The following is a 25,316-nucleotide window of genomic DNA, read 5'->3' as shown; positions in this document are numbered from 1 at the left end:
CTAGAGCAAGATCGTGCTCTAGAGTGCGGTCGGCCTTGATTAGATTAATCAAGAACGTGAATCGCTCTCTAACTGTATGATGAAGAGGCTGATTCACATTTTTCACTGATTCAGTGAAAACGATCAGACTCTGGACGACGGAGAGGTTTCCCATGTCAGAGTTTATGATTCGCCGTCTGTTGCAGAGTGCGATCGTAATTCTCGCCATGTCGGCCATCGTGTTTTTCGGCGTGAATGTCGTCGGCGATCCTGTCGACATGCTGATCAATCCCGAAGCCGACCAGGCGGATATCGAAGCAACAATCCGGGCACTCGGCCTGGATCGCCCCATCGGCGAACAATACCTGTTTTTCCTGAAGGGAATCTGGGTCGGCGACTTCGGCAAGTCCTTCATTTTTGGTCAACCGGCGTTGCAGCTGATCCTGCAGCGCATGCCGGCCACCATGGAGCTGGCATTCGCCGCCTTGTTTCTTTCCATCGTGATCGGAATTCCTCTGGGGCTCTTCGCCGGCTTGCGGCCGGAAAGCAACGTTTCAAAGGGCATCATGGCCGGGTCGATCATGGGCTTTTCCCTGCCGACTTTCTGGGTCGGTCTCATGATGATCATTATTTTTGCTGTCGAACTCGGCTGGTTGCCGTCCACCGGGCGCGGGGATACCGCGACCTTCCTGGGCATGACCTCCAGCCTTTTCACGTTGGATGGTCTTTCCCATGTCTGCCTGCCGGCCTTCAATCTGGCTCTGCTCAAGATCTCACTCGTGGTGCGCCTGACCCGCGCGGGAACCCGGGAGGCCGTACATCAGGATTACATCAAATTCGCCCGGGCCAAGGGTCTGTCGAGCCGTCGGATTGTCGGCGTTCATCTGCTCAAGAATATTCTGATCCCGGTGGTAACCGTGATCGGCCTGGAGTTCGGGAGCCTGATCGCCTTCTCAGTCGTGACTGAGACCATCTTTGCTTGGCCGGGCATGGGCAAACTTTTAATCGAATCCATTCTGGTTCTGGATCGTCCGGTGATCGTCGCCTATCTGATGATCATCGTGGCCCTGTTTGTCCTAATCAATCTCGTGGTCGATATCGTTTATTCGCTGCTCGATCCGCGTGTACGTCTGAAGGATCAAGGCGCATGACGGTGGAGATCACACAGCAAAGTGCCGATGCCGACGCAGGTCTGGCGATCACCCAGGAAGAAACCGCAGCCGCGATCGAGACGCCCTTCCGGCGCTTTGTCTCAGAGTTTCTGGAAAGCCGACTGGCACTTGGGGCGCTATTCACGCTGGGGGCGATCATTCTCGCGGCGATCTTCGCACCATTTATCACGCCGCAGGATCCCTACGATCTGGCACAGGTCGATATCCTTGACGGGCGCCTGCCGCCAGGCTCGGAAGCCTTTACCGAATACACCATGTGGCTGGGCTCGGACGGGGCCGGCAGAGACCTCTATTCCGCCATCCTTTACGGCCTGCGCATTTCCCTCGCGGTCGGCATCACGTCGGGGATCATCGCGATTGCCATCGGCATGTCGGTGGGGCTCTCCGCGGCCTACATCGGTGGCCGTTTCGAGACCTTCGTGATGCGCATCGTCGATCTGCAGCTTTCTTTTCCTGCAGCGCTTGTCGCGCTGATGTTGGTGGCCTTGCTGGGAAAGGGGATCGACAAGATCATCCTCGCGCTGGTGGTGGCACAATGGGCCTATTACGCACGGACCGTGCGCGGTTCCGCATTGGTTGAACGCAGTAAGGAGTACGTGGAAGCTGCAGCTTCCCTGGGCCTCTCGCACGCCCGCATCATGTTTCGCCATATCCTGCCCAACTGTCTGGCTCCGCTGATCGTGGTTGGAACCATCCAGACCGCTCATGCCATCGCTCTGGAAGCAACCTTATCCTTCCTCGGAGTCGGCCTGCCGCAAACGGAACCCTCTTTGGGAGTTCTCATCGCAAATGGCTTCGAATACATGCTTTCCGGAAAATACTGGATCAGTGTTTTCCCCGGTATCGCGTTGCTGATCACCATTGTCTCAATCAACCTGGTGGGTGATCAGCTGCGCGATGTTTTGAACCCGAGGCTGAAACGATGAGTGTGGCTGAAGACACCCTGGAAAAAACCAGCAGTCAGCGCGACGGCAGCGCGGTACCGACGCTCGTGGTCGAGAATCTCAAGACTCATTTCTTTACCCGCGCCGGGGCCGTGAAGGCGGTTGATGATGTCAGCTTTTCGGTGAAGGCAGGAGAGATTCTGGGACTCGCCGGCGAGTCCGGCTCCGGTAAATCGATCACGGGTTTTTCGGTGCTCGGCCTGATCGATCCGCCAGGGCGCATCGTCTCCGGCGCCATCCGTTTCAACGGTGAGGATCTGGTCACAGCGTCGCCTGAACGCCTGCAGGATCTGCGTGGCAATCGAATCGCGATGATCTTTCAGGATCCCATGATGACCCTGAACCCGGTTCTGCGGGTCGATACCCAGATGATTGAGGCGATCCAGGCACATCGCAAGATGGACCGGAAGGCGGCCCGTCAGCGCGCCTACGATGCTCTGGAGATGGTAGGTATTCCGTCACCCGGCGAGCGTTTGAATGCCTATCCGCATCAGCTTTCGGGCGGCATGCGGCAACGTGTTGCCATCGCCATCGCGTTTCTGAATGAGCCGGACCTGATCATCGCCGATGAACCCACAACCGCGCTCGACGTCACTATTCAGGCCCAGATTCTGCACGAGGCGCAGGCGCTTTGCCGTCGCACCGGTACGGCCATGATCTGGATTACCCATGACCTTGCCGTGGTTGCCGGACTGGCCGACCGGATTGCGGTGATGTACGCGGGCCGCATTGTCGAAACCGGACAGACGGATGAGGTCATCGATCACCCGCTTCATCCTTACAGCGTCGGACTTTTGGGCTCCGTGCCGTCCGCCAACAAGCGTGGCGACCGCCTCAATCAGATTCCCGGCATGACGCCCAGCCTGATCGGTTTGCCGTCCGGTTGCGCTTTCAAGGCACGCTGTCCGCGCGCGGACGATCACTGTGATGCCACGCCGGAGGTCATAGAAGAAATGCCGGGACGCGAGATCCGGTGCCACCATCCGCATCGCCAGGAGGCAGGCGCATGAGTGAGCTGGTGTCAGCGGGCCCGCCCCTTATCGAAATTCAGGGCGTCAGCAAACGTTTTGTGAAACGGCTGGATATCGCCGGAAAAATCGCACGTCGGCTCGGCGCCGGCCTGGAGGAGGAAACGGTACACGCCGTCGATGGCGTGGACCTTTCGATCGATGAAGGCGATGTTGTCGGATTGGTTGGTGAGTCCGGTTGCGGCAAGTCGACCCTTGGCCGCATGGTGGCTGGCATTATGCCGCCAAGTGATGGTGCCGTGCTCTACAAGGGGAGGGACATTGCGTCGCTGAGCGGCGATGACAAGCTGGAGGCGACCTTCGCCGTTCAGATGATTTTCCAGGATCCCTTCTCGAGTTTAAACCCGCGTATGCGCGTCGAAGATATCGTGGGCGAGGCGCCTGTGGTCCATGGTTTGGTGCCGCGTAAGGGCATGTCGGACTATGTCGATGAGATCTTGACTAAGGTTGGTTTGGACCCCGCTCTCAAGCGCCGGTATCCCCATCAGTTCTCCGGCGGTCAGCGCCAGCGTATCGGGATTGCGCGGGCCTTGGCGGTCAAGCCGAAGTTCCTGGTCTGTGACGAGGCGATCGCTGCATTGGACGTTTCAATCCAGGCACAAATAATCAATCTTTTCATGGACCTGCGTGAAGAGTTTGATCTGACGTATCTCTTTATCAGCCATGATCTGTCGGTGGTCGAGCACATCTCGGAACGGGTGGTGATCATGTATCTTGGGCGGGTCGTGGAGACCGCGCAGGCCGAGGCACTCTTTGCGGCTCCAAATCATCCTTACGCCCAGGCGCTTCTTTCCGAAGTACCGCGTCTTGATCAGCGCAAACGCGATTTTCAGCCGATCAAGGGTGAAATTCCCTCACCCTTGGATCCGCCGCCCGGCTGTCACTTTCATCCACGGTGCCCCCAGTCTTTCGGCCCTTGTTCTTCTGCAAGGCCGGTCCTGAAGTCGATTGGGCCGGATAGAATCTCAGCCTGCCACCTCAACGACTGAACCGTCCTCGCCGAATCCATTTCACCTTTCAGACGAGTTATCGTGACCGATCAGATCATCATTGAAGCGCCGAAATCCGATCCTCTTCCTCTCATCTTCGACAGTCCGCATTCCGGCGCCCGCTACCCGGACGATTTCGATCATGTGCTTGACCGCGCGCTCCTGCGGCGCTCTGAAGATGCTTTTATCGATGAGCTCTACGATCATGTGCCGGATCAGGGTGCAACCCTGCTGCATGCGTTGTTCCCGCGTTGCTACATCGATCCGAACCGCGGTCTGCTGGACATCGATCCGGCGATGATCGATGGCGGCTGGCCGGGGGAAAGCACCCCGTCGTTTAAACTGGACAACGGCGTGGGTCTGATTTGGCGGCAGGTCAAGACCTACGGCAGAATTTATGACCGTCTTTTGAGCCAGCAGGAGGTTCAGTCCCGCATCGACTGCTGCTGGCAACCTTACCATTCCGCGCTGTCGGGCCTGTTCGAGCACTTTCATGCCAAACACGGTTTCATCTATCACGTCGACTGCCATTCCATGCCGGAATGGGGCGATGAAACCACCGAGGACGGTGTGACCCGGCGGGCCGACTTTGTCCTCGGTGACCGGGATGGGACGACTTGCGAAAAAGGCTTTTCTGAACTGATTGCGAAAACCCTGCGTGACGAAGGTTACTCGGTGCTGTTCAACGAACCCTATAAAGGTGTTGAACTGGTTCAACGCTATTCTGATCCAGCAGCGAACCGGTATTCGATCCAGATCGAAATCAACCGTGTTCTCTATATGGATGAAGACAAGATTACGCGGAACGAGCGCTTTGATGCGCTTAAGCAGTCTCTGAGGAAGATGACACAAGTCATTGCAGATTATGTTTCCGAGCGGGTTGTCTGAACCTTCCCCATTGCCGTATTAATGGCGGCTTAATGCAAGATGTGATTTGGAGTGGGTCCAGAGGTTTTGACCAAACCACGATATGGTTTCAAAAAACAACGATCCGCTCTGGCAGGAGAAGCAGACTTTCAGTGAAGCAGGTTCCTCACATAGTTGCCGGTTTATTCCTCTGCGGTTTGCCCTTTTCTGCCGGTAGTGCTGCGGAACGTCATGAATCTGGTTTCAATCACCTCTGCGTCAGAAGCCTCGAGGGGCAGTTCGAAAAACAAGGTGGTTTATCGACAGGCGACCTTGCCCGGACGGTTTCCTTTGTGGATTGTGAGGGAGTTACCCGCCGGCTCGTTCTGAACGGCGAGAGCGAGGAGATATCACCCTGGAGCGGCGCAGAAGAAACGGATGGGGAGCCCGCGGACATCCTCTCCGATGGGATCTTGACCCATAGTCTCGAAACAGAACGTATGGCCTGGCTGACGGGGCCAACACGACGCTACGATCACGCCATTCTCGGCGATGCCATCGAGGCGTCTGGTCTAGCGGTTTCAAACGATGTTGGCGAGACGGCTAGGCTTGAGCTCGACGACGCATCTGTCTTTGAGGACCGTCGGGTCCGTGTCCTTGATTTGAACGGTGACGGCGACGATGAGTTCGTGGTGATCCGCAGCTACTTGAATGGAGGCGCCGCCCTGGCGGTTTATGGATTGGAGAGCGGTGTGATTGTTCCGCTCGGAGAGACCGCCGCCATCGGTCTCTCCCATCGTTGGCTCAATCCAGCCGGTGCCGCCGATTTCGACGGCGATGGAGTGATTGAGATTGCCTATGTCGAAACCCCGCACATTGGCGGCACCCTGCGTTTTGTTTCGCTCACATCTGATGGTTTGATTGAGGAACAATCACTCTACGGCTTTTCCAATCACGCCATCGGTAGCCGGGAATTGGATATGGCGACGGTGCTTGACTGGAATGCCGATGGTTTGCTCGACTTGGCGCTTCCCGACGCCGGACGCAATCGACTTCAGATCGTCAGCTTGGCCGGAGGCAAGGCAAAGATCATTGCCAGTCTGCCAGAGGATGGGTCGAAGTACGCAGGGCGGATAACCACAGCCGTCGTGGCGAGTGATCTGGACGGCGACAACAAACCCGAACTGCTTTACGGCCTCAATGATGGTACTTTGATTTTGGCAAAACCCTGAACGGCACTCTGAACCTAATCTGACAGTTCAGCTGGGGCCACGGCTGTTTCCATAAAGCTCGAATGATCTTCAGAGGTGGCGAATTTGAGCCCGGCCCGTTTGATGGCATCGTCGCCGACCTTCTCCAACTTGGTGTAACCGGGATGGTGATGCGCGATATAGGGATCATCGCGGGCGGCGTTGAAGCAACATAGCAACGTCCAGCGGCGCTGGTCCGAGCGATTCTGGTCTGAACGGTGCAGAGTGTTGCAGTGGAAGAACAGGGCATCGCCCGGCGCCATTTCCACCAACTTGGTTTCCAGGTGATTTTGGGCCTGTTCGACCCGCATCAGGTCGGCGCCGACCTGTTCGCCTTCCAGCAGCTTGTGATCGATCCGCCCGAGTTTATGAGATCCACGCAGGACCTTTAGACAACCGTTCTCTGCGGTTGTGGGATCCAGCGCGATCATCATCGACGCCATTAGTGGGAAGAGGCCGTTCCGGACGAAAAAATCTTTAGGGAGCTTTATCCAATCGGAGGCATACTACGCCAACCAATCAGTGAATTTCCCCAGGGTCTTGCACTTGCTTGAGGATTAAGAAAAGTGTCCGAGACAGCGTCATCGAACCACATCGCGCTCTATAGCGAACCGGCTCGTGTCGATGAACCGCCCATCCATCACAACGATGCCATTGGGAAATTTGACCGCTATTGGCTTTCATTGCACCAAGCTCTCGGCCGCTTTCCTTCGAGAAAGGACCTCGACCCGGTTGCGATGGGGCCTGCAGCGCTGCCATGGATGCTGCTTGTCGAGCTGCGGGAAGACGAGGACGGCGTTTTTTTCTATTACCGCCTCTGCGGTACCGAACTCGCTAATCTGGCAGGTCAGGATGTCACCGGAAAGACAACGCGCGACGTCATCGTTGGTGGCAATGTTCAAGTCATCACCGAGCCCTATCTCTACACGTTCGTCCATGAACAACCTAGTTTTTGGCAGACTGCGGTTTTTCACGAGATCTATCATTGGCGCCCTGTGGTCCGAGGTGTCTGGCCGCTGTCCAACGATGGCGGCAAGATCGATATGTTCGTCAATCTGACGGTGCCCGTTCAGAGCAGGCCAAAGGCTGGTGGCTAGGTCTGGTTTTTGGCAGATTGTTTATCTTGGCTGGAAGAGTTTGATTGGCTTGTCACGCCCTCTTAGCGTCGTCTGTTCCACCGGCTGCCAGCCATCCTCTTCCGCTTCCCCCGCAATTGAGAGCAGCTCCCCGGAAACGATCAGCCAGGATTGGACGCTCTTGGTGAGTTCCTCGATCCGGGCCGCGACATTGACGGTATCGCCCAGAACGGTGAACTCAAGACGTTTGTCATCGCCCACGGCGCCGCAGAACACCTCACCCCAATGTATGCCGACACCGACTTCAACCGGCGCACATTTCGGGCCTGGTTCGCGGTTCCAGGTTTCGACGTTCGCTTGTAATTGTTGGGCGCAGGCAATGGCATTTCGGCCATGATTTCCGGCGTCATCGGTTAAACCGAATACAACGAGAGCCGCATCGCCGATGAATTTATCAACGATTCCCGAGTGCGCTGCCGCGGCGTCCGTGACACATCGACGGAAGCGCGTGACGAAATTGCTGAGCGCTGCCGGGCTCAGACCTTCAGACCGGTGCGTGAAACCGCGCACATCGACGAAAAGAACAGCAACTCTGCGCCGCTGTCCCGACCTCAGCTCTGCGGTGCCCTTGTCGGAAAGTTCGTCGCTGAGCTCGGGAGGCAGATAACGGGTCAGATGAATACGGCGCCGATTTTCCTCCAGTGCGCGCGTTAGGAATTGCCGCGTTCTGTATACGGCAACCGTTAGGATAACGCCGGCAAGCACGATCATGCCCAGGCGCATGATATTCGGCGGTGCCTCGAACAGGCGGTTCAAGCCATCTGGGAAAGCATGGGTTGAGGCGTCCACCCAGGAAACAGCCCATAGGGCAATGACGGCAAGGCCCAGGCCGATAAGCGCTGTCACATAAGCTTGTTGAAAGGGATTAAAGCGCAATGCGCCGAATGCAAGAACCAGCGGAATCAACCAGGCGGCGGGCAGGGAAGTGAGGTAGTTGGCGTCTGCGCCGGTGTTGATCAAGCCGATGTACAGGCTCAGCAGAACGAAACCGACGTCGCAGGTTGCAAAGGTCCAGGTATGCCAGGTCCGAAAGACTTCCCGCCTCGCTGCGGTAAGGGATATGAGGCCGATGACCAGATACCCGGCCATGGTCAAGGCCGCCAACGACAATTGTCGTCGGAGAATTGGATCGGCCGTGGTTAATTCCCGCAACACCGTCGCGGCAAAGAGCACTGCCAGGATTAGCGAAATTGCAACCCGGACCCATCCCAGCAACCTCTCTGCCCGACGTTCGGCATCAAAGAAAAGCTGCTTGGTGTCGGTCATTTCAATGGGATTCCGTCAATGGCATCCGCCTGCGAAGAGCGGAGTAGAAGGAGTTTCGCTTAGCCTTTTAGTATCTCCCCAGGCGTTCAATCAGCAGGTCGAAAAATCCGTCACTGTCGACCTCGTGGACCCACTGGACATTCTTAGGCCGATCCGTGACCTGCCAAAAGTCGACGGCGGTGTGACCCATAGTCAGTTCGGCATGGATTTCGACTTCCAGGTTACAGGTCTTGGCCTTAAAGAGTTCAGGCTGAAGCAGATAGGCCGCGGTGCAGGGATCATGGAGCGGGGCGCCGTCGGACCCGTATTTCTGAACATCGTGCCGGTCGAAAAAGGCCAGCATGTTGTGGGCTGCGTCGGCGACGGGATTGTTGAGTGCCTTGATGCGTTTTAGACGCGCCTGAGTCGTGAGTACCTGATGCGTAACGTCCAGGCCCATGACCACGATGGGCCGTCCGCAGCGAAAGACCACGTCCGCAGCATGCGGATCGACGTAGATATTGAATTCCGCCGACGGTGTCGTGTTGCCGCCCTCGCGCATGGCTCCACCCATCAGCACGATCTCGCGGATTTTCTCAGCGATTTCGGGTGCCTTGATCAAGGCTGCCGCGATGTTGGTCAGAGGGCCGATCGGGACCAAGGTGATCGCGTTCTTTTCAGCGGCGGAAAGAGTTTCGACAAGGAAATCGACTGCATGAATGTCGCTCAGCGGCGTGATGGGTTCCGTGATCTCAATGCCATCGATGCCAGTTTTACCGTGCACTTCTTCTGCGGTTACCAGTCTCCGCACCAAAGGACGGCTGCAGCCGGCATAGACACCGAGTTCCTGCCTGCCTGCCAGATCACAGAGGATCCTGGCATTGCGGGAGGTAAAGGCCAGAGGGACATTGCCGGCGACAGTGGTAATTCCGAGAACGTCGAGCTCATCCGGGGACGCCAGCGACAAGAGCAGCATGATCGCATCGTCCTGACCTGGATCGCAGTCGATGATGATGGGGCATGCGGTCATGGCGGAAACCTCGCTCATAAGGGGCGGTAAGGGGCGCTGCTGACAAAATCTAGTCTGGGAGAGGTCGACTACGACTGTCGTCAGGTTCGACTCTATAACCTGATTTTGATCAGGGCGGGAAGTTTATCTCGCGAGTTTGGATTGTTTTTTTGCTGCCTGGATAGCGTCTTCCAGGGAGCTTAGAAATCGTGAACGATCTCGTTTTGAGAAGCTTGGTCCTGCACCGGAGATTTCACCGGTCTCACGTAACGTAGCCTTTAGATCCCTCATTGCCAGTGCCATCCCGATAGAGTCTTCGGTAAAGGGCTTGCCGGTTGGGCCAAGGACACCGGCACCGGCCTTCAAGCAACGATCGGCGAGGGGAATATCGGACGTAATCGCAACATCGCCGTGACCAATGTGGTCTGCAATCCAATCGTCGGCCGCATCGGGGCCTTCAGGGACCACGACACGTTTTACCAATGGACTGTCGCCGACACGTAGCCAGGTATTCCCGACCATATGTACGATCAGGCCGTGGCGCTCAGCTACCTTCAGCACTTCTTGTTTTACGGGACAGGCATCGCCGTCGACATAGATTTCCAGCACTCTGGAACCTTCGTTCAAGCTCTTTTGACAAGGGTGATCAATGGCGCCCAAGCTGCGCCACGGCAAGTAAAAACGCGAGGCTGTTGGTCAGCGCCCCTTAAAGAGAGAACCCAGTAGGCCGCGAACCAACTGGCGGCCGATGTTCGAACCCAGTGACCGTACGACGCTCTTCATCAGGGTTTCGCCAACGGACTGGCGCCTCGACGACCTTTTGCGGCGCGTCCGACGGGCTGGAGTGCGGGTTTTCGCCTTCGCCTTTCGACTTTTGGCGGCGCGTTCCGCTTCTTCGCGCTCTTCTGCTTCTCTGGCAGCCCGGTCCGCTTTTTCGTTTAAAACCTCGTAGGCGGAGCGGCGGTCCACGGCCTTGTCGTAGTGTCCGGCGAGCGGGCTGCTTGCCATCGTTGCCTTACGTTCCGCCGGTTTGGCCGGTCCCATCCGGGATGATGGCGGGCGGATCTTCGTGCGCTGTACGACGGTCGGTATGCCCTTGCCTGACAGCGTCGAGACCAGAGCCTCACCAACGCCCAGTTCCGTGATGGCGACGGCAGCGTCGAAGGACTTGTTTGCGCGAAAAGTTTCAGCGGCAGCCTTGACCGCCTTTTGATCGCGTGGCGTAAAGGCGCGCAGGGCATGTTGTACCCGGTTGCCAAGCTGTCCCAGAATGGATTCCGGCACATCCAGTGGGTTCTGCGTAACGAAATAGATGCCGACACCCTTTGAGCGGATGAGGCGCACGACCTGTTCAACTTTTTCGACCAAGGCTTTCGGCGCGTCATTGAACAGCAGGTGCGCTTCATCAAAAAAGAAGACGAGCTTGGGCTTTTCCGGGTCGCCGATTTCGGGCAGTTCTTCGAAGAGTTCGGAGAGCAGCCAAAGCAGGAAAGTCGCATAGAGCCGCGGGGTCATCATGAGCTTGTCGGCGGCTAGAATATTGATTTGGCCGCTTCCGTCCGGCGCGTACTGCATGAAATCCGACAATTCCAGTGCCGGTTCCCCGAAAAACTTCTCGGCTCCCTGCTGTTTCAGCGTGAGCAGACGGCGTTGGATCGCTCCGACCGAAGCGGATGAGACGTTACCGTAGTGCTTGCTGAGTTCACGTGCGTTTTCTGCGACATGGGCGAGCAGAGCGCGAAGGTCCTTGAGATCGAGGATCAGCATACCCTGATCGTCCGCCAACTCGAAGGCGATGTTCAGGACGCCTTCCTGCGTATCGTTCAACTCGAGAAGCCTGGCCAGCAGGAGTGGACCCATCTCCGACACTGTTGTGCGGATCGGATGGCCTTTCTTACCGAACAGGTCCCAGAAGACGGTCGGTGAAGGCGAATAGTCAAAGCCTCCCAATCCGATTTCCGCTGCGCGCTGCTCCAGTTTTGGATTGGGTTTTCCGGTTTGTGATATGCCGGAAAGGTCGCCTTTCGCATCAGACAGAAAGACGGGTACGCCGGCCTTGGAAAATCCCTCCGCCAGGATTTGAAGGGTCACGGTCTTGCCGGTTCCCGTCGCGCCCGCGATAAGACCATGACGGTTCGCAAATTTGAGGGAGAGGGTCTGTGGCTTTCCACTGCCCCCAATGAAAATTGTCCCGTCGTTTTGCCCGTCGTTTTTCATGGAAACCCCTGTTGGTTTTATTGATTACGAGACAGGCAATTGGTGTGCCTGTGTTCGATCTGTTGTGTGTTCTGAATCAATTTCGAAGCCTCTCGACCGAGATCAAGCACGGCCCGGTTGTTTGGTCAAAAGTCGACGCTCATGCACGGTAGTTTTACCTTGGTTTTCATACGTGTTTCACCGAATTGTCGGTGTACGCACTATAGACAATGCTGTCCAAACGATAAAAACATTTGGGATAAGCATATGACCTACAAGATCGAAGAAATTGAAGGAATCGGCAGCACATACGGAGAAAAACTCGTGGGGGCGGGCATCGCTACGACAGATGATTTGCTCGAAGCCTGCGGTACACCCGCTGGCCGGAAATCCCTGGCCGACAGTGCCGGGATTAGCGAGAAGATGCTGTTGACCTGGGCTAACATGGCCGACCTCATGCGGATCAGCGGCGTGGGTAAGCAGTTCGCTGAATTGCTGGAAGCCGCCGGTGTTGACACGGTCAAGGAGCTTAAACATCGCAACGCGGCAAATCTTGCAGCGAAGATGACCGAGATCAACGAAGAGAAGAACCTGACCAACGGTGCGGTCTCTGAGAGTCAGGTATCCGGTTGGGTCGAACAAGCGAAAACGATGGACCCGGCAATCTCCTACTGAGCAGCTTCGGGGTATTGGGAGGGGCCGCTCAACAATTTGACCGCTCTAACAGACTGATAGTTTCACCGGTTTGGCTGGGTCAATCCGGAACGATCAGATTCTATAGGTATATCAGCGGCTCCTTCCTCCTGAATTTTTCAAGACCGAAACGCTCCCGATCAAAGCTTAGGGCGGGATCACTGGCTGTACAGGAAAGGCGCCGGACGAAATGCCGCACGTGTGAAGGGAGATCGGCTCCGTTCAGGTAGGCGCCAAAGAGTTTCTCCGTTTCGGCGCCGTCGGCATCGGTTCCATACCAAGCAAACCAGGCCGCCCGAAAGAGATCATACTCGCTGACCTCGCCGAGTGCTGCGGCGGCGCCGACATTGTCACATTCGCGTTCCTGGCAATGTTCGGATGATGATCCCGCGGATTCAAGGGAGGCAAGAAGCCATTGAAGGAACCGTAGCGGCCAGCCACGTTGGTGTGGCTTACGGTTACCAAATTTATCACCTGTGTGGCCAAGGGCAGGGCTGCTTCCCATCCGAAACCGGACCGTGCGGTCGGATGGACGAGGGGCATGCCTTGGACTGCGTTCGGTGTTATCTCTTACACGGAACTGCATTTACAACGACCTGTCGGTTAGGGACTGAGACATAGGGCTCGGCGCGTTACCTGATTTGCTGACCAGCCGTTAGAAGCCTCATGGGGAGGTTTCGAATGCCGGATCGCTTAACACTCGCAGACAAACAATAATTTTCACTGAAGCCTGCAGTAAAAAGCCTGTCCCGGTACGGGACGGATTCGAAATGTCCGAGCGGGAAGCTATGTCCCGCGCGTAGCTCTCAAGCTGTCGGCCCACAATCTGTCGTCCCAGTCATCTTAAATGCTCCAAATGACGGACGAACGCTGTCACAACGGCGACGGCTTGTGCCCGACAACGCAGTTGCGGAACAGATCAGATCTTTGGACTCCGGCCGACCATCTGGGTCAGGTCTGAAACTTCATTCGAAAATCGTGAGATTCTATGGCATTAGCGCCGTCCGGAGGTTTTGACAGTGCAGGTGGTAAGGTTAATATTGCAGTGCAAAATTTTTATCAATTATCTTCTTGAAAAGAACAATTTACTGTGTAAATTAAAATGATTGTAAGAAGCAAGTGCAGTGGGTTCACGGTTTGAGTCTCGAGTGCCAAACCTCATTGCACGTTATCAATGAGGATGAATGATATGATTGGAAGAAAGCTTCCTGCCGTCACTTTTCGTACCCGTGTTCGCGACGAATCACTGGGCGGATCCAATCCCTACCGATGGGAAGACAAGACAACCGACGACTATTTCAAGGGCAAGCGCGTTGCGATCTTTTCGCTGCCGGGTGCCTTCACGCCGACCTGTTCAACCTTTCAGCTTCCCGACTTTGAAAAGCTCTTCGGCGAGTTTCAGGGCAGGGGCGTTGACGAGATCTACTGTGTTTCCGTGAATGATGCATTCGTTATGAATGCCTGGGGCAAACAGCAGGGCTTGATCAACGTCAAGCTGATCCCCGATGGGTCGGGTGAGTTTACCCGCAAGATGGGTATGTTGGTCTGCAAGGATAACCTGGGTTTTGGCATGCGCTCCTGGCGCTATGCCGCAATCGTCGACGACGGTACGGTCGAAGCCTGGTTTGAAGAGCCCGGCTTTTCCGACAACTGCGAGAGCGATCCTTATGGTGAATCCGCCCCCCAGAATCTGCTCGAGAAGATCGGCCAGAGGCTGGACGAGCGGGTTTCCGCTTAAGGTCACTGCCTCAACCTAGTGTTTGAGAGCGTTTCCCAGTCTTGATTGTTATGTTCAAGAGGTAGGGCGCTCTAACGATAGGTCGATGAAAGCGGTCTGCCGACAGGCGGGCCGCTTTTTTATCGGCCGACGTCCTGAACGAACAGTTGTCGTCATAGGGGGCGCCTGCTGGGCTGCAGTCCTGTTGTGGCGGGGCGGACACATGACGCCAGACAGCTGATTGTTCGATCTGTTGGTTAAAAAAAACGTCGGAGCGAAAGCTCCGACGTCCAGTACGGGTGAAACAGGTGTCCTTAACCTAATCCCTCGACTGCTTGCCGAGAATCATCGTTTTTTTATAGGCCTATACAAAAATGTTGAGGTGCTCGGAAGCCGCTGCCTGGTGTGTCTTGCCTGGGCTTACTGCCCGTTGCATCACTACTGCTGGTTTCGTTTACATTGTCCATTGAGACGGGATATATCTGACTTCGCGCGCAGGAAAGACTGCTGCCGTCAGAAGGATCTGGGACTTGAGTAATCGTAAAATCAGCCAGGAAGGCCAATCGATGCCCTCTAAGAAACAATTGGAGAAAACCAGCAAGTTCCTGAGCTTCGTCTTACGTCATAAACCGGAGGCGATTGGTATCGTACTTGATGCTAACGGCTGGGTTCCACTATCCGAACTGATTGAGAAGGCCTCTTCCGAAATCGCGCTCACCACGGACCTGATCGAGCAGGTCGTGAAGACGAGTGAAAAGCAACGCTTTGCGCTTTCCACCGATGGTGACCGCATCCGCGCGAATCAGGGGCATTCCGTTCAGGTGGACCTCGAACTCGTGCCGAAGATTCCACCTGCGATCCTTTTTCACGGGACCGCGACGCGCTTCCTCGACTCTATCCAGGAAGAGGGCCTGCGTCCCGGTCAGCGCCATCACGTCCACTTATCGGCAGACCGGGAGACTGCGATTGCCGTTGGGCAGCGCCACGGTAAAGTTGTCGTCTTGGAAATCGCATCCGGTGAAATGCAGGCAAAGGGCCACAGGTTTTTTCAATCTGAAAACGGGGTCTGGCTGACGAACCGGGTACCTGCAAAGTTCATGCGTCGGTTAGGCGAAGAATAGCTTTGCGCGCTATAGTCTGAGCGTTCTTCATCGACTTCGCGAGAAGCGAAAGGCTGTCTTTATCTCACTTCTAAAAAGGGACGTATCGCTTCCTTGACCTGATCCGTTAAGAGCGAACGCCAATTATGGCGGCAGCTGTGACCGTCAGTCCTGGGTCGGCTTCAGCAGCGCCAGTTTGATTCCACCGATCACGATGATGACTGCACCAACGATCGTGCCTACGCCAGGGGTTTCGTCAAACAGGACGTAGCCAAGAATCGCCGCAAAAACGATCCAGGTGTAGCTGACGGGGCCGAGCACGGACACGTCGGCGACCCGGAACCCCTTGATAACGAAATACTGTGCCGTGATCGCGAGCGGACCGAGCAGAAGGAACTGAAGGTTGTCGTACAGTTCGGTCGAACGCCAAGTGAGGATCGCCGGAATTGATAGCAAAACGATGCCGAAAGCGTTGACGTAAAGCAGCACTGTCATCGGTTTTTCCGACACCGCCAGGACTTTGATCATGATGGATTCACAAGCAATGAGAATGGCGCCCAGCAGGGCGATTCCGGCGGGCCATAGATAGGTTGCCGTTACGGTCTGAAATGCACCTTTACTTGCCATCATGACGGCGGCCCCGGCGCAGCTGATTGAAATTGCTGACCAGTGCGGGCGGCTGATTCGATCTCCCAACAGCAATACACCGAGCAGAACTGTGAAGATGGCTTCCAGAAGTCCGATTGTGGTTGCGTCGGCGATCGGCATGTTGGCGGCCGCGTAGATGGCTGAGGCGCCGCCAAATGCACCGAAGATCGCGCGGAAAAAGTGAGATGCCGGTTTGGTGCTGGCATAGAATTTTAAACCCTTGCCACCCATAATCGCGATCGCTGTCAGGGTCGCGAATCCCCCGATGTAGCGAATAAAAAGAATCTGCAGAGCCGAGGCGGTGTCGCCCGCGAACTTGCCGGATGCAAATACGACAGTGAAGAGGGCGGTGCCTGCCGTGACCCATATAACGCCCACTGTGTTATCGGATTTTCGATGATTCCGTTGAGTTGAACTGGATGACATGCGCGGCTTTCGACAAAGTTAGGTCGACCATGCTGTTAAGCCTGGGAGGCTGTTGATCGTCATTGCATAATCGTCACAGAGCTATACTTTGATCAAACGATCTAATTCGATCCTGATTAAAAAATTTTGATGCAGAAAAGCCGTCAAATTTCACTTAATGCGGCCCGGGTGTTCGAAGTGGCCGCCCGTAACGGCAGCCTGAAGCTAGCGGCCCTGGAGCTGTCGGTTACGCCTAGTGCAGTCAGTCACCAGATAAAGTCACTGGAAGAAGGGCTGGGCGTGGTTCTGTTCGAACGGCGCAACAATGCGGTGCTACTCAGCGATGCAGGCCGGCAGTTTCTGGATGATATAGCCCCAGCCATCGGGACAATCGAACGAGCTGCGGAGGCGTTGCGGCGCTCCGCAAGCGAAGTGGTTGTACGCGCCGCCATGTCGTTGGCAGTGCGCTGGCTGATTCCACGTCTGGAAAGCTTCAAAAAGCGCCATCCTCATATTCAAATCCGCCTTGAGACAACTCACCTCTCTCAGTCGCCACTCAGTCCCGGCGTCGACCTTGCAATCAATTACGGCCGGAAAGAAACCAAGCCGTCCGGCCGGCGTGAGAAGGCGGCTGGCGCCCCGGGTAATCGCGCGGGTAAGCCGGTGGTGCTTATGAAGGACGTCAGCCGGCCAGTGTTGTCACCGAGCTTGCTCGCCAAGAGTGGTTATCGCAGTCTGAGCGATATTGCTTCGATACCGGTTCTGAGTGCGACCGAGGACGATTGGGACTGGTTGCGTTGGAGCCAGCTCGCAGGCACTCAACCGCCGATTCCGGTCGGTGCCGCATTGAATGATGCTGCCGGACATATCCGTGTCGTCGACCGATTCGATACCGATGACGCCGCAATTCATGGAGCCGTCGCGGGAATTGGAATGATCCTGATGCCGCCTGTCATGACTCTGCGGGAAATCCAAGCTGGCTCTCTGGTCGAACTCCCGGACGCACCGGCAGCGGAACTTGGTGACTTTCATCTGCTGACCACGCTGCGACCCCGGTCAGTTGTGGAGAAGTTTCGGACTTGGCTACTGAACGAGCGGCCGGGAGTCGAAAGCTAGAGGCCAAGCTGCAAGCTTCAGTTTCCGCCACTCATCATATCGTGTTCATGCCTGTCACTATCCCTAAGCTGTGCGTGCTGGCGCTCGAGATGCGGTTGCCTGCCGTTGAACAGGGCGGCATCGGCAGTGATGGCTCGTGCGATGAAATCGTAGGTTCTGCGCACCGAACCGGTTTCCTTCAAGTCGCGGTTGACCAGCAACCACAGGTCGACGGCTATATCGAAGGCATCGGGTAGAACGCGGACGAAGTTAGGCGCCGGATCCGCCATGAAACAAGGTAGCGAAGCAATTCCCAAGCCATTACGGACCGCTGCCATTTGGACTGTCGTGTTATCGGCACCGAAGTCGATTTCATTGTTTTCTGTGGCATCGCGCAGGACCGCTACTTGAGGCAAGTTCTCGATTTCGCCCTCGGAATCGATGACGCAATGCCCTGCCAGATCCTCAAGTGCAGATGGCGCACCGTGATCCTCGATATAGGCCTGTGAGGCATAGAGACCGCAATGGACCTGTCCGATCCTGCGTCCAAATAGCTGGTCGTCGCCCGGATTGCCCATGCGCAGTGCGATATCGGCCTTGTAGCGGCTGACGTCGGTGCGTTGGAGCCCCACCCGAATCGCTAGACGGACGCTTGGATTGGTGGTTTTGAAAGCAGCCAGTTTTTCCGTAAGCCAGCAGGTTGCCAGATTCAAGGTCGTTGCGATGCGGACGATCTCTTTGGGTGTGTTCAGGAAGCGTGCCAGGCAATCGCCGGCGCCTTCGGCTTCGCGGTCCATGGCTTCGGCAAAACTTAGCGCGGCTTCGCCTGCGTCAGTGAGGCAAAAGCCGGCATCGGTCCGGGTGAAAAGCTTGACCTTTAGTTCGGATTCCATCTGGTCGATACGCCGCCCGACAGTGGGTTGGGTGACTGCAAGGGTTCGGGCAGCAGCAGAGAGGCTGCCACAACGCGCGACGGCGAGGAAGAAACGATAGTCGTCCCAACTAAGCATAGCGAACCTCCCTCTCAGGCGTTGTATCATGCCGCCGCGTAAGGGCCCTGCCGGGCGAACACATGACCTGCCATTTTTGTCTTCCGACCCAGCATCCTCGAATCGAAGCGATTACACTGGTTCTCGTAGGGTCGTTGGTATCTATGCCCTAAGTTGCAGTCTCGTTTGATTGGCGCAAGTCTATACATTTTTATATAGGGCTATACAAAATTATGGAGTTGCCGCGATCAGACTGTTGTGAAGTTTCGTGAGTGATCTCAATGGGTCGCTATCTCTTCAGATTGGTATAAACAGCGAAGCAAGGATTGCCGGCTATTGCCGCGGATGGTTTCTCCACGCTATTCAATGACGAAGGTGGCAACGGCAGCCGAAGGATTAAACAACAGCATGATTCCCATAATTGAGAGCGATCGACTGCTTCTGCGTCCTTACAAGGACAGCGATTTTAACGCCTATGCCGACTTCTTCGCCAGCGACAGGGCGCGCTATTATGGCGGTTCTTGCGACCGGAACGATGCCTGGCGCAGGATGTCTATGTTTGCCGGGCATTGGCTGCTTCGCGGTTACGGTGTCTGGGCGCTTGAGGAAAAGGCCAGCGGTGAATTCGTGGGACAGGCGGGACTTTGGTTTCCGGAAGGGTGGCCGGAACGCGAGATCACCTGGATGGTATTGGCGGGCCACGAGGGTAAGGGGTTCGCGACGGAAGCGGCCCTGCGTGTGCGCAGCCACGCTTTCGAGACCCTGGGATGGACACGCCTGGTCAGCTGTATTCAACCGGAAAATTCTGCCTCGGTCAGGCTGGCTGAACGGGTTGGCGCGGTATTTGAGCGCAGCCAATCGATTCCAGGACGTGACTTTCACGTCTACAGGCATGCAGGTTCGGAACCGCGTAACTGAGCGACCCAAATAACATGTTGTCCTTTGACGTAGTCATTATCGGTGCCGGCGCGGCCGGTCTCATGGCAGCCATCGAAGCAGGTAAGCGCAAACGTTCGGTTCTGCTGTTGGACCATGCAAAGGCCGCCGGGGAAAAGATTCGTATCTCCGGTGGCGGGCGCTGCAATTTCACCAACCTGCATACTGCACCGGCCAACTTTCTTTCGCAAAACCCGAGATTCTGCGTATCTGCATTGAAACGCTACACCCAGCGGGACTTTATCGCCCTAATCGAAGCACACGGAATCGCCTATCACGAGAAGACCTTGGGCCAGCTCTTCTGCGATGGATCGTCCAAGCAGATCATTTCACTGCTGCTGCAGGAATGCCGGAAGGCCGGTGTTGTTCTTTGGACTGGAGCCAAGGTCGGCAAGGTGCAAAAGCACAACGGGGGATTCTCGGTGGCGATCGAGCGGGATGGGGAACGGGATAAAGCCACCTGCGGTTCCCTCGTCGTTGCGACTGGCGGACCTTCGATCCCCAAGATGGGCGCGACCGGTTTCGGCTACGATCTCGCGCGGGCCTTCGATTTGATAGTCGTTCCGCCATTACCGGCCCTGGTACCGTTAACTTTTGATGAGGCGACTCTGGCGAAACTGAAGCACCTGGCCGGTGTGTCACTGAATGCCGTTGTAACCTGTGGCAAGACCCGTTTTGCAGAGGCACTCCTCTTCACGCATCGTGGCCTCAGCGGCCCGGTCATCCTGCAGATTTCCTCCTACTGGCGGGAGGGCGAAGAGATCGGCGTCAATCTTCTGCCTGACGACGATGTATTTGCGTTGTTAAAGCAGGCGCGCAGTGCGCGCCCGAGGCAGGAGTTGAAGTCGATCCTGTCTGAACTTCTGCCCCGGCGTCTGGCGCTGCATATTGTTGAGGATCTGTCGGCCTCTTCAAATCTCGGCGCACTCGGCCGGATCGCGGACCTTTCCGATAAGAAGCTGCGCCGGATCGCCGCCGCGATCAACGATTGGCGGATCCTTCCTAAGGGAACGGAGGGTTTTCGCACTGCCGAGGTGACACTGGGTGGGGTTGATACCGACGAGCTTTCTTCCAAGACCTTTGAAGCAAAGAAGGTGCCGGGGCTGTACTTCATCGGCGAGGTCGTCGATGTGACCGGCCATCTGGGCGGCTATAATTTTCAATGGGCCTGGGCGTCGGGCTATGCCGCCGGACAGTACGTATAACATTACCGTCCGGATCCATTGGAATTACGCTTCGATGATCTCAGGCTCGAAGGATATCGGGAAATTCACCGAGCGGGCGATAAAGCAGTACTTGTGAACTTCGTCATGGAGGTCACGGGCTTTATTCAAGTCCGAGCCGCTCGCAACCGTGATCTTCGGATGCAGGGTTGCACTGGTGAAATTGCCGGATGCGTTGGGATTCATGACCCCTTGGCCCACCGGATTATCCTCGTAGGCAAGAACAGTCACACCCGCAGTTGAACAAAGATGCAGGTACCACAGCATGTGGCAGGATGCGACCGCTGCAATCAGCATGTCTTCGGGATTGTACTTGGAGGAATCGCCGCCGAGCACCGGATCGTTGGAGCAGGACACGACCGCCTTGCCGTCGACTGCAAGATCCCAGGTCCGGTCATAGCCTTTGTAATGCTGTGTTCCTTCGCCCCGGTTGCCGGTCCAAACGATACGGGCCGGATACGCGTGCTGTTTTGCCATAGTCTAACTCCTCTCCTTGCTGGAATTACAAAAGCTAGCATGAGGTACTGAGATTCGAAATTACCGGCTTCGCAGAACAGCCCTGCGCGCTCCGGCGTGCTATAGTGTGCTTAAAGGGAGACTGGAGGAGCAGGGGATGCGCTTAGGTTTTCTCACCTTTGTGTTTATTGCTGTCGTTGCGGCTTGGCCCATGCTTGCGGGCGCGCAGGCGGAGGAGCTTGACCTTGAGTTGGTCTTACTTGCCGACGCAACGGGATCTATCGACGATGCGGAGATCCGGTTTCAGCGTCAAGGCTACGCGGCCGCTCTTACTCATCCTCAGGTACTCGCGGCGATCACCGACAGCCTTACCGGGCGGATCGCTCTCACTTATGTGGAGTGGGGTGACGAGTTCTCGCAGGACGTCGTTGTGCCCTGGACTATCATCGACGGTGAGGAGAGCGCCGGGCACTTCACCAAGGCGCTGCTGGCGGCACCTCGCAAGGCCTATGGTTACAATGCCATTGGGAGTGCAATTTCCAAAGCGCAGGCCCTCATTGAAGGCAACGATATTACTGGGTTGCGTCGTGTGATCGACTTTTCCGCGGATAGCGCCAATAACTGGAACGGATTGTCCATTGAAACGGCGCGTGCCGCAGCGCTTGACGCTCGCATTACCATCAATGGTCTGGCGATCCTCTGCCGCGAAGCGGACTGCAGCGGCCGTCCGGTAAGCTATGATCTCGAGGCAGCGTTTGCGGAACGGATCATTGGTGGCCCCGGAAGCTTCGTTATGACGGTCGATGGCCGAAACAGTTTCGCTCAGGCAGTCCGCAGGAAGCTGATCCTGGAGATCGCCTTTTCGCACACACACCCGCGCGAATTAACTCAAAGTTGGGCCGACAAACACCCGCGCCGGTCTGGTGCTGCGCCCGACGGATGAAAGATAGCTGAGTTTGTAAGTGGGAATCCCGTGGATATACGCGCGGTGGACTCTGCCCAATTGGCGAGCTTTGTCTGTTTGTCCCGCGCGCGTCACCCATGTATCTTGCCGTTTCCGCCGCGCTGGATGCGGCACGTTCAGGGGAACGGTATACGGTGAAAGCAGCGAATTCGATCCTTTCCGGATACGGCACGACGGTCTTTGAAGTCATGTCCCGTTTGGCGATGGAACATGGCGCAATCAATCTTGGGCAGGGTTTTCCAGATACCGACGGCCCAATTGAAGTGCGCCGTAAGGCCGCTGAGGCGCTGCTGGAGATGCCGAACCAATATCCCCCCATGATGGGTCTGCCGGAACTGCGTCAGGCCGTAGCCGCTCATAACAAGCGCTTCTACGACCTGGATATCGATTGGCAGAGCGAGGTCATGGTGACCTCGGGCGCAACGGAGGCACTGGCAGACTGCCTATTTGCCTTGATCGAACCAGGCGACGAAGTGGTTTTGATCGAACCGCTTTACGACTGCTATCTGCCGATCGTACGCCGGGCAGGGGGGATTCCCAAGCTGGTGCGGGTCGAGCCCCCGAACTGGACGCTGCCGCGGCAAGCGCTTGAAGACGCTTTCAGCGACCGCACCAAGCTGATCCTGCTGAACAACCCCATGAATCCGGCTGCCAAGGTGTTCGATCGCGATGAACTTTCCTTTATTGCCGATCTCGTGCAGCGGCATGATGCCTACGCGATCTGCGACGAGGTCTACGAGCACATCGTCTTTGACGCGCGCCGGCACATTCCCCTGATGACGCTGCCCAACATGCGTGAGCGCTGTCTGAGGATTGGATCCGCTGGTAAGAGCTTTTCCCTGACAGGCTGGAAGGTTGGCTATATCACCGCAGCGCCCGAACTTTTGGCGCCGGTGGTGAAATCTCATCAGTTCGTCACCTTTACGACGCCGCCGAACCTGCAGCGCGCGGTCGCTTTTGGTCTGGAGATGGAGCTCAGCTATTTCGATGGTCTGACCGCCGAGATGCAGGCAAAACGCGATCGGATTGCATCCGGCCTGACGGATGCCGGCTTCGGCATCATTGATTGCGAGGGGACCTACTTTATCACCGCCGACTTCCGGCCCTTGGGTTTTGACGGCGATGACGTCGCCTTTTGCCGCCATATTACTCTGGAAGCCGGCGTGACCACGGTGCCGGTCAGCGCTTTCTATCAGGACGAAGCGGTCGACCACTATGTGCGCTTTTGCTTCTGCAAGCGCGATGAAGTGCTCGACGAAGCGGTGGAACGGTTGAAAACGATTTTTTAGCGGAGCTCAGGTGAGCGACCAATCTGCCGCCCGAGTTTCACCTCCAACCTCTCCGGCGGCCCTAACCCGCCCCAGGGACGGTCGTCGATGATGTAAACTTCGATGTCCTCCCGTTTGATATTGCGATAGCGCTGGAGCAGCAAAGGGATGTCACGTTCGGATTTGTCTATTATGACCGGTTGAGCGCCGGAGATCACGGTAACACCCTGGGGACTTTGTCCGATACGCACGAACATGTGCAAATTGCCGATGTAAGTGGCTTTGCCTTGGTGAACCTGAAAGGTCAATGGCTTTGGGTCGGGTGGCCGGACGACAGCATCCGTTCCGCTATCGATATTCCAGCCTTCCAGGATATAGTTGCCTGGCGTCAGAGAGATGGCGAAAAGCGTTCCATCCGTGCCAGTCAATTCGGAAGAGCCTGGTTTCAGCGTGAGAGGATCTACGGGTAGCGACTGGATAAATCCGGTATTCTGTTGCCTTGCTGAACTTTGTTGCCCGGCCTTGGCGTAAAGAAACCTGACCGTCGCCGCGTAGCGACTGTATTCCCGGCTGGATGACGCGGATCCGATAATCAGTCCGGTTTTGGTCTCAGGCGTGAAAGCAAAGTTCGTGTCGATGGATTTAGCATCGCAGCCGGATAATACAGCTATTGCTATGCCTGCCGCCATAACTTGTAGGCAAGCCCAGCGTCTTGGACGGTCGGCGAGCAATGACATGGCGATCTCCTGATCCGCTATGGTGATCAGATGTTAGCAACACTGTATTATTGAAGGAAATCACGATAGACGTGAGCTGCTCATTCGGGATCACAGCAGGTTCAGAAACTCTTTCAGGCTGGCCCGGTAACTCTCAGGAACTTCAAGCCAAACCGAGAAGCAGGCCAAGCCGGCGAGACCAAGTGTCTTGGGTTTCGTAATTTTCTCAGCGTGGATCAGATTGTAGCAGGGCCGAAGCAGGATGGGCCAAAACAATCTGTGGGCCAGGGTCGTCACAGCAACCAGGAGAAAGACCACGCTGGGGATTGCGGTGGAAAGATTGGCGGCAGCAACAAAAACCAGGTAGTGCGCGAAAGTCGTATCCTGATCTGCGACCCAGGCGAACAGCATCCAGGGTACAGCCAACATGGCGCCCGCAACGACGGCGTCGATCAGGAAATAGGTTGCTGCCGCAACCGCGCTCTTGGCTTTACTAATTTTCTCGAGAAAAAAAACGGTAATCAGGACGCAGACCGCATCGCAGATAAACGCGGTTATGAGAGACATCATGAAGACGCCTTCGCCGACGCCCTTGTCCTGCGCGCCGGCGAAGACCAGACCGGTCGAGGAAAATGCCAGGGTCGCAATTACGACCGGCATGATAAAATTCGAGGTGTTGTCCGAAGAGATCGCGTCTTGCCACCAGGGCTTTTTCTGCCGGTAAAGTGGATCGTCTGAAAGGGCGTCCTGTAGATCTCGCCATTGCTGTGCACTGCGTCCAAATCCCGGCTTGTCGGCAAACAGAGCCTTGTGAACATCGACGCGGGGAAGATTGAAGGGTTCGTCGGTGTACTTGCGTAGCGTTTTTAGCGATGTTTCCTCTAACTCTGCAGCTAGCTTGTCCTGTTGTCGCCCGATCAGGAGGGCAAATACAAAGATCCCAATAGTGAAAAGCACAATTCCTGTCGGCACTGCCCAGCCGTAATCGCCAAAGCTCAGCATGCCGATGGCGAAGGTGCCCATGGAGAGGAAGCCGGAGACAACAAAGAATCTTGTCGAAAGCGGCGGCCCGAACAGCCAGTCAAAACCATTCTTGGCGGTGGCCGCAGTTTTCTGAATGAAAGCCACGTGACGCTTCAAAGCTTCATCACCTGCTTCGTATAGCTGAAGCCACCAGTCTTCGAGTTTACTGTGTAAGCCTTCTCGCTCTTGGGGGTAGGTGAAGGCAGCGGCGTAAATCAGCAGCACCCCCGCGATGCTTGCGGCGATGCGCAGAAGCCAAAAACCAATGCCTGGCTCTTCCATAGGAACC

24 protein-coding genes and 1 pseudogene are annotated in these 25,316 nt (G+C 56.2%); 15 read left to right on the top strand and 10 right to left on the bottom strand.

What is annotated here, in order from left to right; genetic code table 11:
* Window positions 1–152: 152 nt before the first annotated feature.
* From QMZ18_RS31320 to QMZ18_RS31295, 6 genes and pseudogenes are all read left to right on the top strand, one after another.
* Window positions 153–1,097: pseudogene (locus tag QMZ18_RS31320) on the top strand (ABC transporter permease); the annotation flags it as partial.
* A gap of 29 nt (window positions 1,098–1,126) precedes the next feature.
* On the top strand, window positions 1,127–2,077 hold the full coding sequence (locus QMZ18_RS31315) for an ABC transporter permease (protein WP_282610364.1): 951 nt from the start codon (window positions 1,127–1,129) through the stop codon (window positions 2,075–2,077).
* Window positions 2,074–3,105, top strand: coding sequence for an ABC transporter ATP-binding protein (locus QMZ18_RS31310; RefSeq protein ID WP_282610363.1), 1,032 nt, complete (start codon window positions 2,074–2,076; stop codon window positions 3,103–3,105). The genes QMZ18_RS31315 and QMZ18_RS31310 overlap by 4 nt, the downstream gene beginning before the upstream one ends.
* Window positions 3,102–4,112: an ABC transporter ATP-binding protein gene (locus QMZ18_RS31305; RefSeq protein ID WP_282610362.1), complete on the top strand. Its 1,011-nt coding sequence runs from the start codon at window positions 3,102–3,104 to the stop codon at window positions 4,110–4,112. The genes QMZ18_RS31310 and QMZ18_RS31305 overlap by 4 nt, the downstream gene beginning before the upstream one ends.
* 42 nt (window positions 4,113–4,154) lie before the next feature.
* Complete coding sequence (locus tag QMZ18_RS31300; RefSeq protein ID WP_282610361.1) at window positions 4,155–5,000, top strand: N-formylglutamate amidohydrolase; 846 nt, start codon at window positions 4,155–4,157, stop codon at window positions 4,998–5,000.
* A 131-nt stretch (window positions 5,001–5,131) separates the two neighbouring features.
* Window positions 5,132–6,190, top strand: coding sequence for a VCBS repeat-containing protein (locus QMZ18_RS31295; protein ID WP_282610360.1), 1,059 nt, complete (start codon window positions 5,132–5,134; stop codon window positions 6,188–6,190).
* Window positions 6,191–6,204: 14 nt separating this feature from the next.
* Here the strand turns inward: QMZ18_RS31295 and QMZ18_RS31290 are convergent, their stop codons facing one another.
* On the bottom strand, window positions 6,205–6,651 hold the full coding sequence (locus QMZ18_RS31290) for a phytanoyl-CoA dioxygenase family protein (RefSeq protein WP_282610359.1): 447 nt from the start codon (window positions 6,649–6,651) through the stop codon (window positions 6,205–6,207).
* Window positions 6,652–6,774: 123 nt separating this feature from the next.
* On the opposite strand from QMZ18_RS31290, the gene QMZ18_RS31285 reads away from it, so the two are divergent.
* Window positions 6,775–7,305 (top strand): PAS domain-containing protein, encoded by a 531-nt coding sequence (locus tag QMZ18_RS31285; RefSeq protein WP_282610358.1) that lies wholly within the window; start codon window positions 6,775–6,777, stop codon window positions 7,303–7,305.
* A 21-nt stretch (window positions 7,306–7,326) separates the two neighbouring features.
* Here the strand turns inward: QMZ18_RS31285 and QMZ18_RS31280 are convergent, their stop codons facing one another.
* From QMZ18_RS31280 to QMZ18_RS31265, 4 genes are all read right to left on the bottom strand, one after another.
* Window positions 7,327–8,610: an adenylate/guanylate cyclase domain-containing protein gene (locus QMZ18_RS31280; protein ID WP_282610357.1), complete on the bottom strand. Its 1,284-nt coding sequence runs from the start codon at window positions 8,608–8,610 to the stop codon at window positions 7,327–7,329.
* Between the two features lie 67 nt (window positions 8,611–8,677).
* The gene (locus tag QMZ18_RS31275; protein ID WP_282610356.1) at window positions 8,678–9,619 is read right to left on the bottom strand and encodes a nucleoside hydrolase; all 942 of its coding nucleotides are present in this window, start codon (window positions 9,617–9,619) and stop codon (window positions 8,678–8,680) included.
* A 123-nt stretch (window positions 9,620–9,742) separates the two neighbouring features.
* On the bottom strand, window positions 9,743–10,204 hold the full coding sequence (locus QMZ18_RS31270; protein ID WP_322097518.1) for a YaiI/YqxD family protein: 462 nt from the start codon (window positions 10,202–10,204) through the stop codon (window positions 9,743–9,745).
* Between the two features lie 90 nt (window positions 10,205–10,294).
* Complete coding sequence (locus tag QMZ18_RS31265; protein ID WP_282610354.1) at window positions 10,295–11,815, bottom strand: helicase HerA-like domain-containing protein; 1,521 nt, start codon at window positions 11,813–11,815, stop codon at window positions 10,295–10,297.
* Window positions 11,816–12,061: 246 nt separating this feature from the next.
* Here QMZ18_RS31265 and QMZ18_RS31260 point away from each other — a divergent pair, with 246 nt between their 5' ends.
* The 3 genes from QMZ18_RS31260 to QMZ18_RS31250 all read left to right on the top strand — a co-directional run bounded on the left by QMZ18_RS31260 (window position 12,062) and on the right by QMZ18_RS31250 (window position 15,325).
* Window positions 12,062–12,469: a DUF4332 domain-containing protein gene (locus tag QMZ18_RS31260; protein WP_282610353.1), complete on the top strand. Its 408-nt coding sequence runs from the start codon at window positions 12,062–12,064 to the stop codon at window positions 12,467–12,469.
* Between the two features lie 1,207 nt (window positions 12,470–13,676).
* The gene (locus QMZ18_RS31255; RefSeq protein WP_282610352.1) at window positions 13,677–14,225 is read left to right on the top strand and encodes a peroxiredoxin; all 549 of its coding nucleotides are present in this window, start codon (window positions 13,677–13,679) and stop codon (window positions 14,223–14,225) included.
* A 545-nt stretch (window positions 14,226–14,770) separates the two neighbouring features.
* Complete coding sequence (locus QMZ18_RS31250) at window positions 14,771–15,325, top strand: RNA 2'-phosphotransferase (RefSeq protein ID WP_282610351.1); 555 nt, start codon at window positions 14,771–14,773, stop codon at window positions 15,323–15,325.
* 144 nt (window positions 15,326–15,469) lie between these two features.
* On the opposite strand, the gene QMZ18_RS31245 is transcribed toward QMZ18_RS31250, so the two are convergent.
* A complete protein-coding gene (locus tag QMZ18_RS31245) occupies window positions 15,470–16,378 on the bottom strand; it encodes a DMT family transporter (protein ID WP_282610350.1) in 909 nt (302 codons plus the stop codon).
* Between the two features lie 129 nt (window positions 16,379–16,507).
* Here QMZ18_RS31245 and QMZ18_RS31240 point away from each other — a divergent pair, with 129 nt between their 5' ends.
* Window positions 16,508–17,473, top strand: coding sequence for a LysR family transcriptional regulator (locus QMZ18_RS31240; RefSeq protein WP_282610349.1), 966 nt, complete (start codon window positions 16,508–16,510; stop codon window positions 17,471–17,473).
* A 17-nt stretch (window positions 17,474–17,490) separates the two neighbouring features.
* Here QMZ18_RS31240 and QMZ18_RS31235 read toward each other — a convergent pair whose 3' ends face one another.
* Window positions 17,491–18,462: a LysR family transcriptional regulator gene (locus QMZ18_RS31235; RefSeq protein ID WP_282610348.1), complete on the bottom strand. Its 972-nt coding sequence runs from the start codon at window positions 18,460–18,462 to the stop codon at window positions 17,491–17,493.
* Window positions 18,463–18,849: 387 nt separating this feature from the next.
* On the opposite strand from QMZ18_RS31235, the gene QMZ18_RS31230 reads away from it, so the two are divergent.
* Window positions 18,850–19,359 (top strand): GNAT family N-acetyltransferase, encoded by a 510-nt coding sequence (locus tag QMZ18_RS31230; protein WP_282610347.1) that lies wholly within the window; start codon window positions 18,850–18,852, stop codon window positions 19,357–19,359.
* Between the two features lie 14 nt (window positions 19,360–19,373).
* Window positions 19,374–20,582 (top strand): NAD(P)/FAD-dependent oxidoreductase, encoded by a 1,209-nt coding sequence (locus QMZ18_RS31225; RefSeq protein WP_282610346.1) that lies wholly within the window; start codon window positions 19,374–19,376, stop codon window positions 20,580–20,582.
* 24 nt (window positions 20,583–20,606) lie between these two features.
* Here QMZ18_RS31225 and QMZ18_RS31220 read toward each other — a convergent pair whose 3' ends face one another.
* On the bottom strand, window positions 20,607–21,077 hold the full coding sequence (locus QMZ18_RS31220; RefSeq protein ID WP_282610345.1) for an OsmC family protein: 471 nt from the start codon (window positions 21,075–21,077) through the stop codon (window positions 20,607–20,609).
* Window positions 21,078–21,213: 136 nt separating this feature from the next.
* Between QMZ18_RS31220 and QMZ18_RS31215 the strand changes: the two genes are divergently transcribed.
* Both QMZ18_RS31215 and QMZ18_RS31210 read left to right on the top strand, forming a co-directional pair.
* Window positions 21,214–21,999, top strand: coding sequence for a DUF1194 domain-containing protein (locus tag QMZ18_RS31215; RefSeq protein WP_282610344.1), 786 nt, complete (start codon window positions 21,214–21,216; stop codon window positions 21,997–21,999).
* Between the two features lie 155 nt (window positions 22,000–22,154).
* Window positions 22,155–23,309 carry an aminotransferase gene (locus QMZ18_RS31210; RefSeq protein ID WP_282610343.1) on the top strand — a complete coding sequence of 385 codons (1,155 nt, stop codon included), beginning with the start codon at window positions 22,155–22,157 and terminating at the stop codon, window positions 23,307–23,309.
* Here QMZ18_RS31210 and QMZ18_RS31205 read toward each other — a convergent pair.
* Both QMZ18_RS31205 and QMZ18_RS31200 read right to left on the bottom strand, forming a co-directional pair.
* Window positions 23,306–24,025, bottom strand: coding sequence for a hypothetical protein (locus QMZ18_RS31205; RefSeq protein ID WP_282610342.1), 720 nt, complete (start codon window positions 24,023–24,025; stop codon window positions 23,306–23,308). The genes QMZ18_RS31210 and QMZ18_RS31205 overlap by 4 nt on opposite strands.
* Before the next feature lie 90 nt (window positions 24,026–24,115).
* Window positions 24,116–25,309, bottom strand: coding sequence for a hypothetical protein (locus QMZ18_RS31200; RefSeq protein WP_282610341.1), 1,194 nt, complete (start codon window positions 25,307–25,309; stop codon window positions 24,116–24,118).
* Window positions 25,310–25,316: the final 7 nt, after the last annotated feature.

It is taken from the genome of Pelagibius sp. Alg239-R121 (assembly GCF_947331435.1).
Lineage (GTDB): Bacteria > Pseudomonadota > Alphaproteobacteria > Kiloniellales > Kiloniellaceae > Denitrobaculum.
The sequence above is the reverse complement of the archived record's forward strand: the minus strand, read 5'-3'. Positions and strand labels throughout refer to the sequence as shown.

Bases quoted from the DNA above. Each gene is read 5' to 3' on its own strand.
- QMZ18_RS31205 (WP_282610342.1), bottom strand. From the start codon at position 24,025: ATGTCATTGCTCGCCGACCGTCCAAGACGCTGGGCTTGCCTACAAGTT.
- QMZ18_RS31250 (WP_282610351.1), top strand. From the start codon at position 14,771: ATGCCCTCTAAGAAACAATTGGAGAAAACCAGCAAGTTCCTGAGCTTC.
- QMZ18_RS31230 (WP_282610347.1), top strand. From the start codon at position 18,850: ATGATTCCCATAATTGAGAGCGATCGACTGCTTCTGCGTCCTTACAAG.
- QMZ18_RS31275 (WP_282610356.1), bottom strand. From the start codon at position 9,619: ATGACCGCATGCCCCATCATCATCGACTGCGATCCAGGTCAGGACGAT.
- QMZ18_RS31240 (WP_282610349.1), top strand. From the start codon at position 16,508: ATGCAGAAAAGCCGTCAAATTTCACTTAATGCGGCCCGGGTGTTCGAA.
- QMZ18_RS31310 (WP_282610363.1), top strand. From the start codon at position 2,074: ATGAGTGTGGCTGAAGACACCCTGGAAAAAACCAGCAGTCAGCGCGAC.
- QMZ18_RS31265 (WP_282610354.1), bottom strand. From the start codon at position 11,815: ATGAAAAACGACGGGCAAAACGACGGGACAATTTTCATTGGGGGCAGT.
- QMZ18_RS31245 (WP_282610350.1), bottom strand. From the start codon at position 16,378: ATGTCATCCAGTTCAACTCAACGGAATCATCGAAAATCCGATAACACA.
- QMZ18_RS31290 (WP_282610359.1), bottom strand. From the start codon at position 6,651: ATGGCGTCGATGATGATCGCGCTGGATCCCACAACCGCAGAGAACGGT.
- QMZ18_RS31305 (WP_282610362.1), top strand. From the start codon at position 3,102: ATGAGTGAGCTGGTGTCAGCGGGCCCGCCCCTTATCGAAATTCAGGGC.
- QMZ18_RS31235 (WP_282610348.1), bottom strand. From the start codon at position 18,462: ATGCTTAGTTGGGACGACTATCGTTTCTTCCTCGCCGTCGCGCGTTGT.
- QMZ18_RS31200 (WP_282610341.1), bottom strand. From the start codon at position 25,309: ATGGAAGAGCCAGGCATTGGTTTTTGGCTTCTGCGCATCGCCGCAAGC.
- QMZ18_RS31315 (WP_282610364.1), top strand. From the start codon at position 1,127: ATGACGGTGGAGATCACACAGCAAAGTGCCGATGCCGACGCAGGTCTG.
- QMZ18_RS31255 (WP_282610352.1), top strand. From the start codon at position 13,677: ATGATTGGAAGAAAGCTTCCTGCCGTCACTTTTCGTACCCGTGTTCGC.
- QMZ18_RS31215 (WP_282610344.1), top strand. From the start codon at position 21,214: ATGCGCTTAGGTTTTCTCACCTTTGTGTTTATTGCTGTCGTTGCGGCT.
- QMZ18_RS31225 (WP_282610346.1), top strand. From the start codon at position 19,374: ATGTTGTCCTTTGACGTAGTCATTATCGGTGCCGGCGCGGCCGGTCTC.
- QMZ18_RS31260 (WP_282610353.1), top strand. From the start codon at position 12,062: ATGACCTACAAGATCGAAGAAATTGAAGGAATCGGCAGCACATACGGA.
- QMZ18_RS31280 (WP_282610357.1), bottom strand. From the start codon at position 8,610: ATGACCGACACCAAGCAGCTTTTCTTTGATGCCGAACGTCGGGCAGAG.
- QMZ18_RS31220 (WP_282610345.1), bottom strand. From the start codon at position 21,077: ATGGCAAAACAGCACGCGTATCCGGCCCGTATCGTTTGGACCGGCAAC.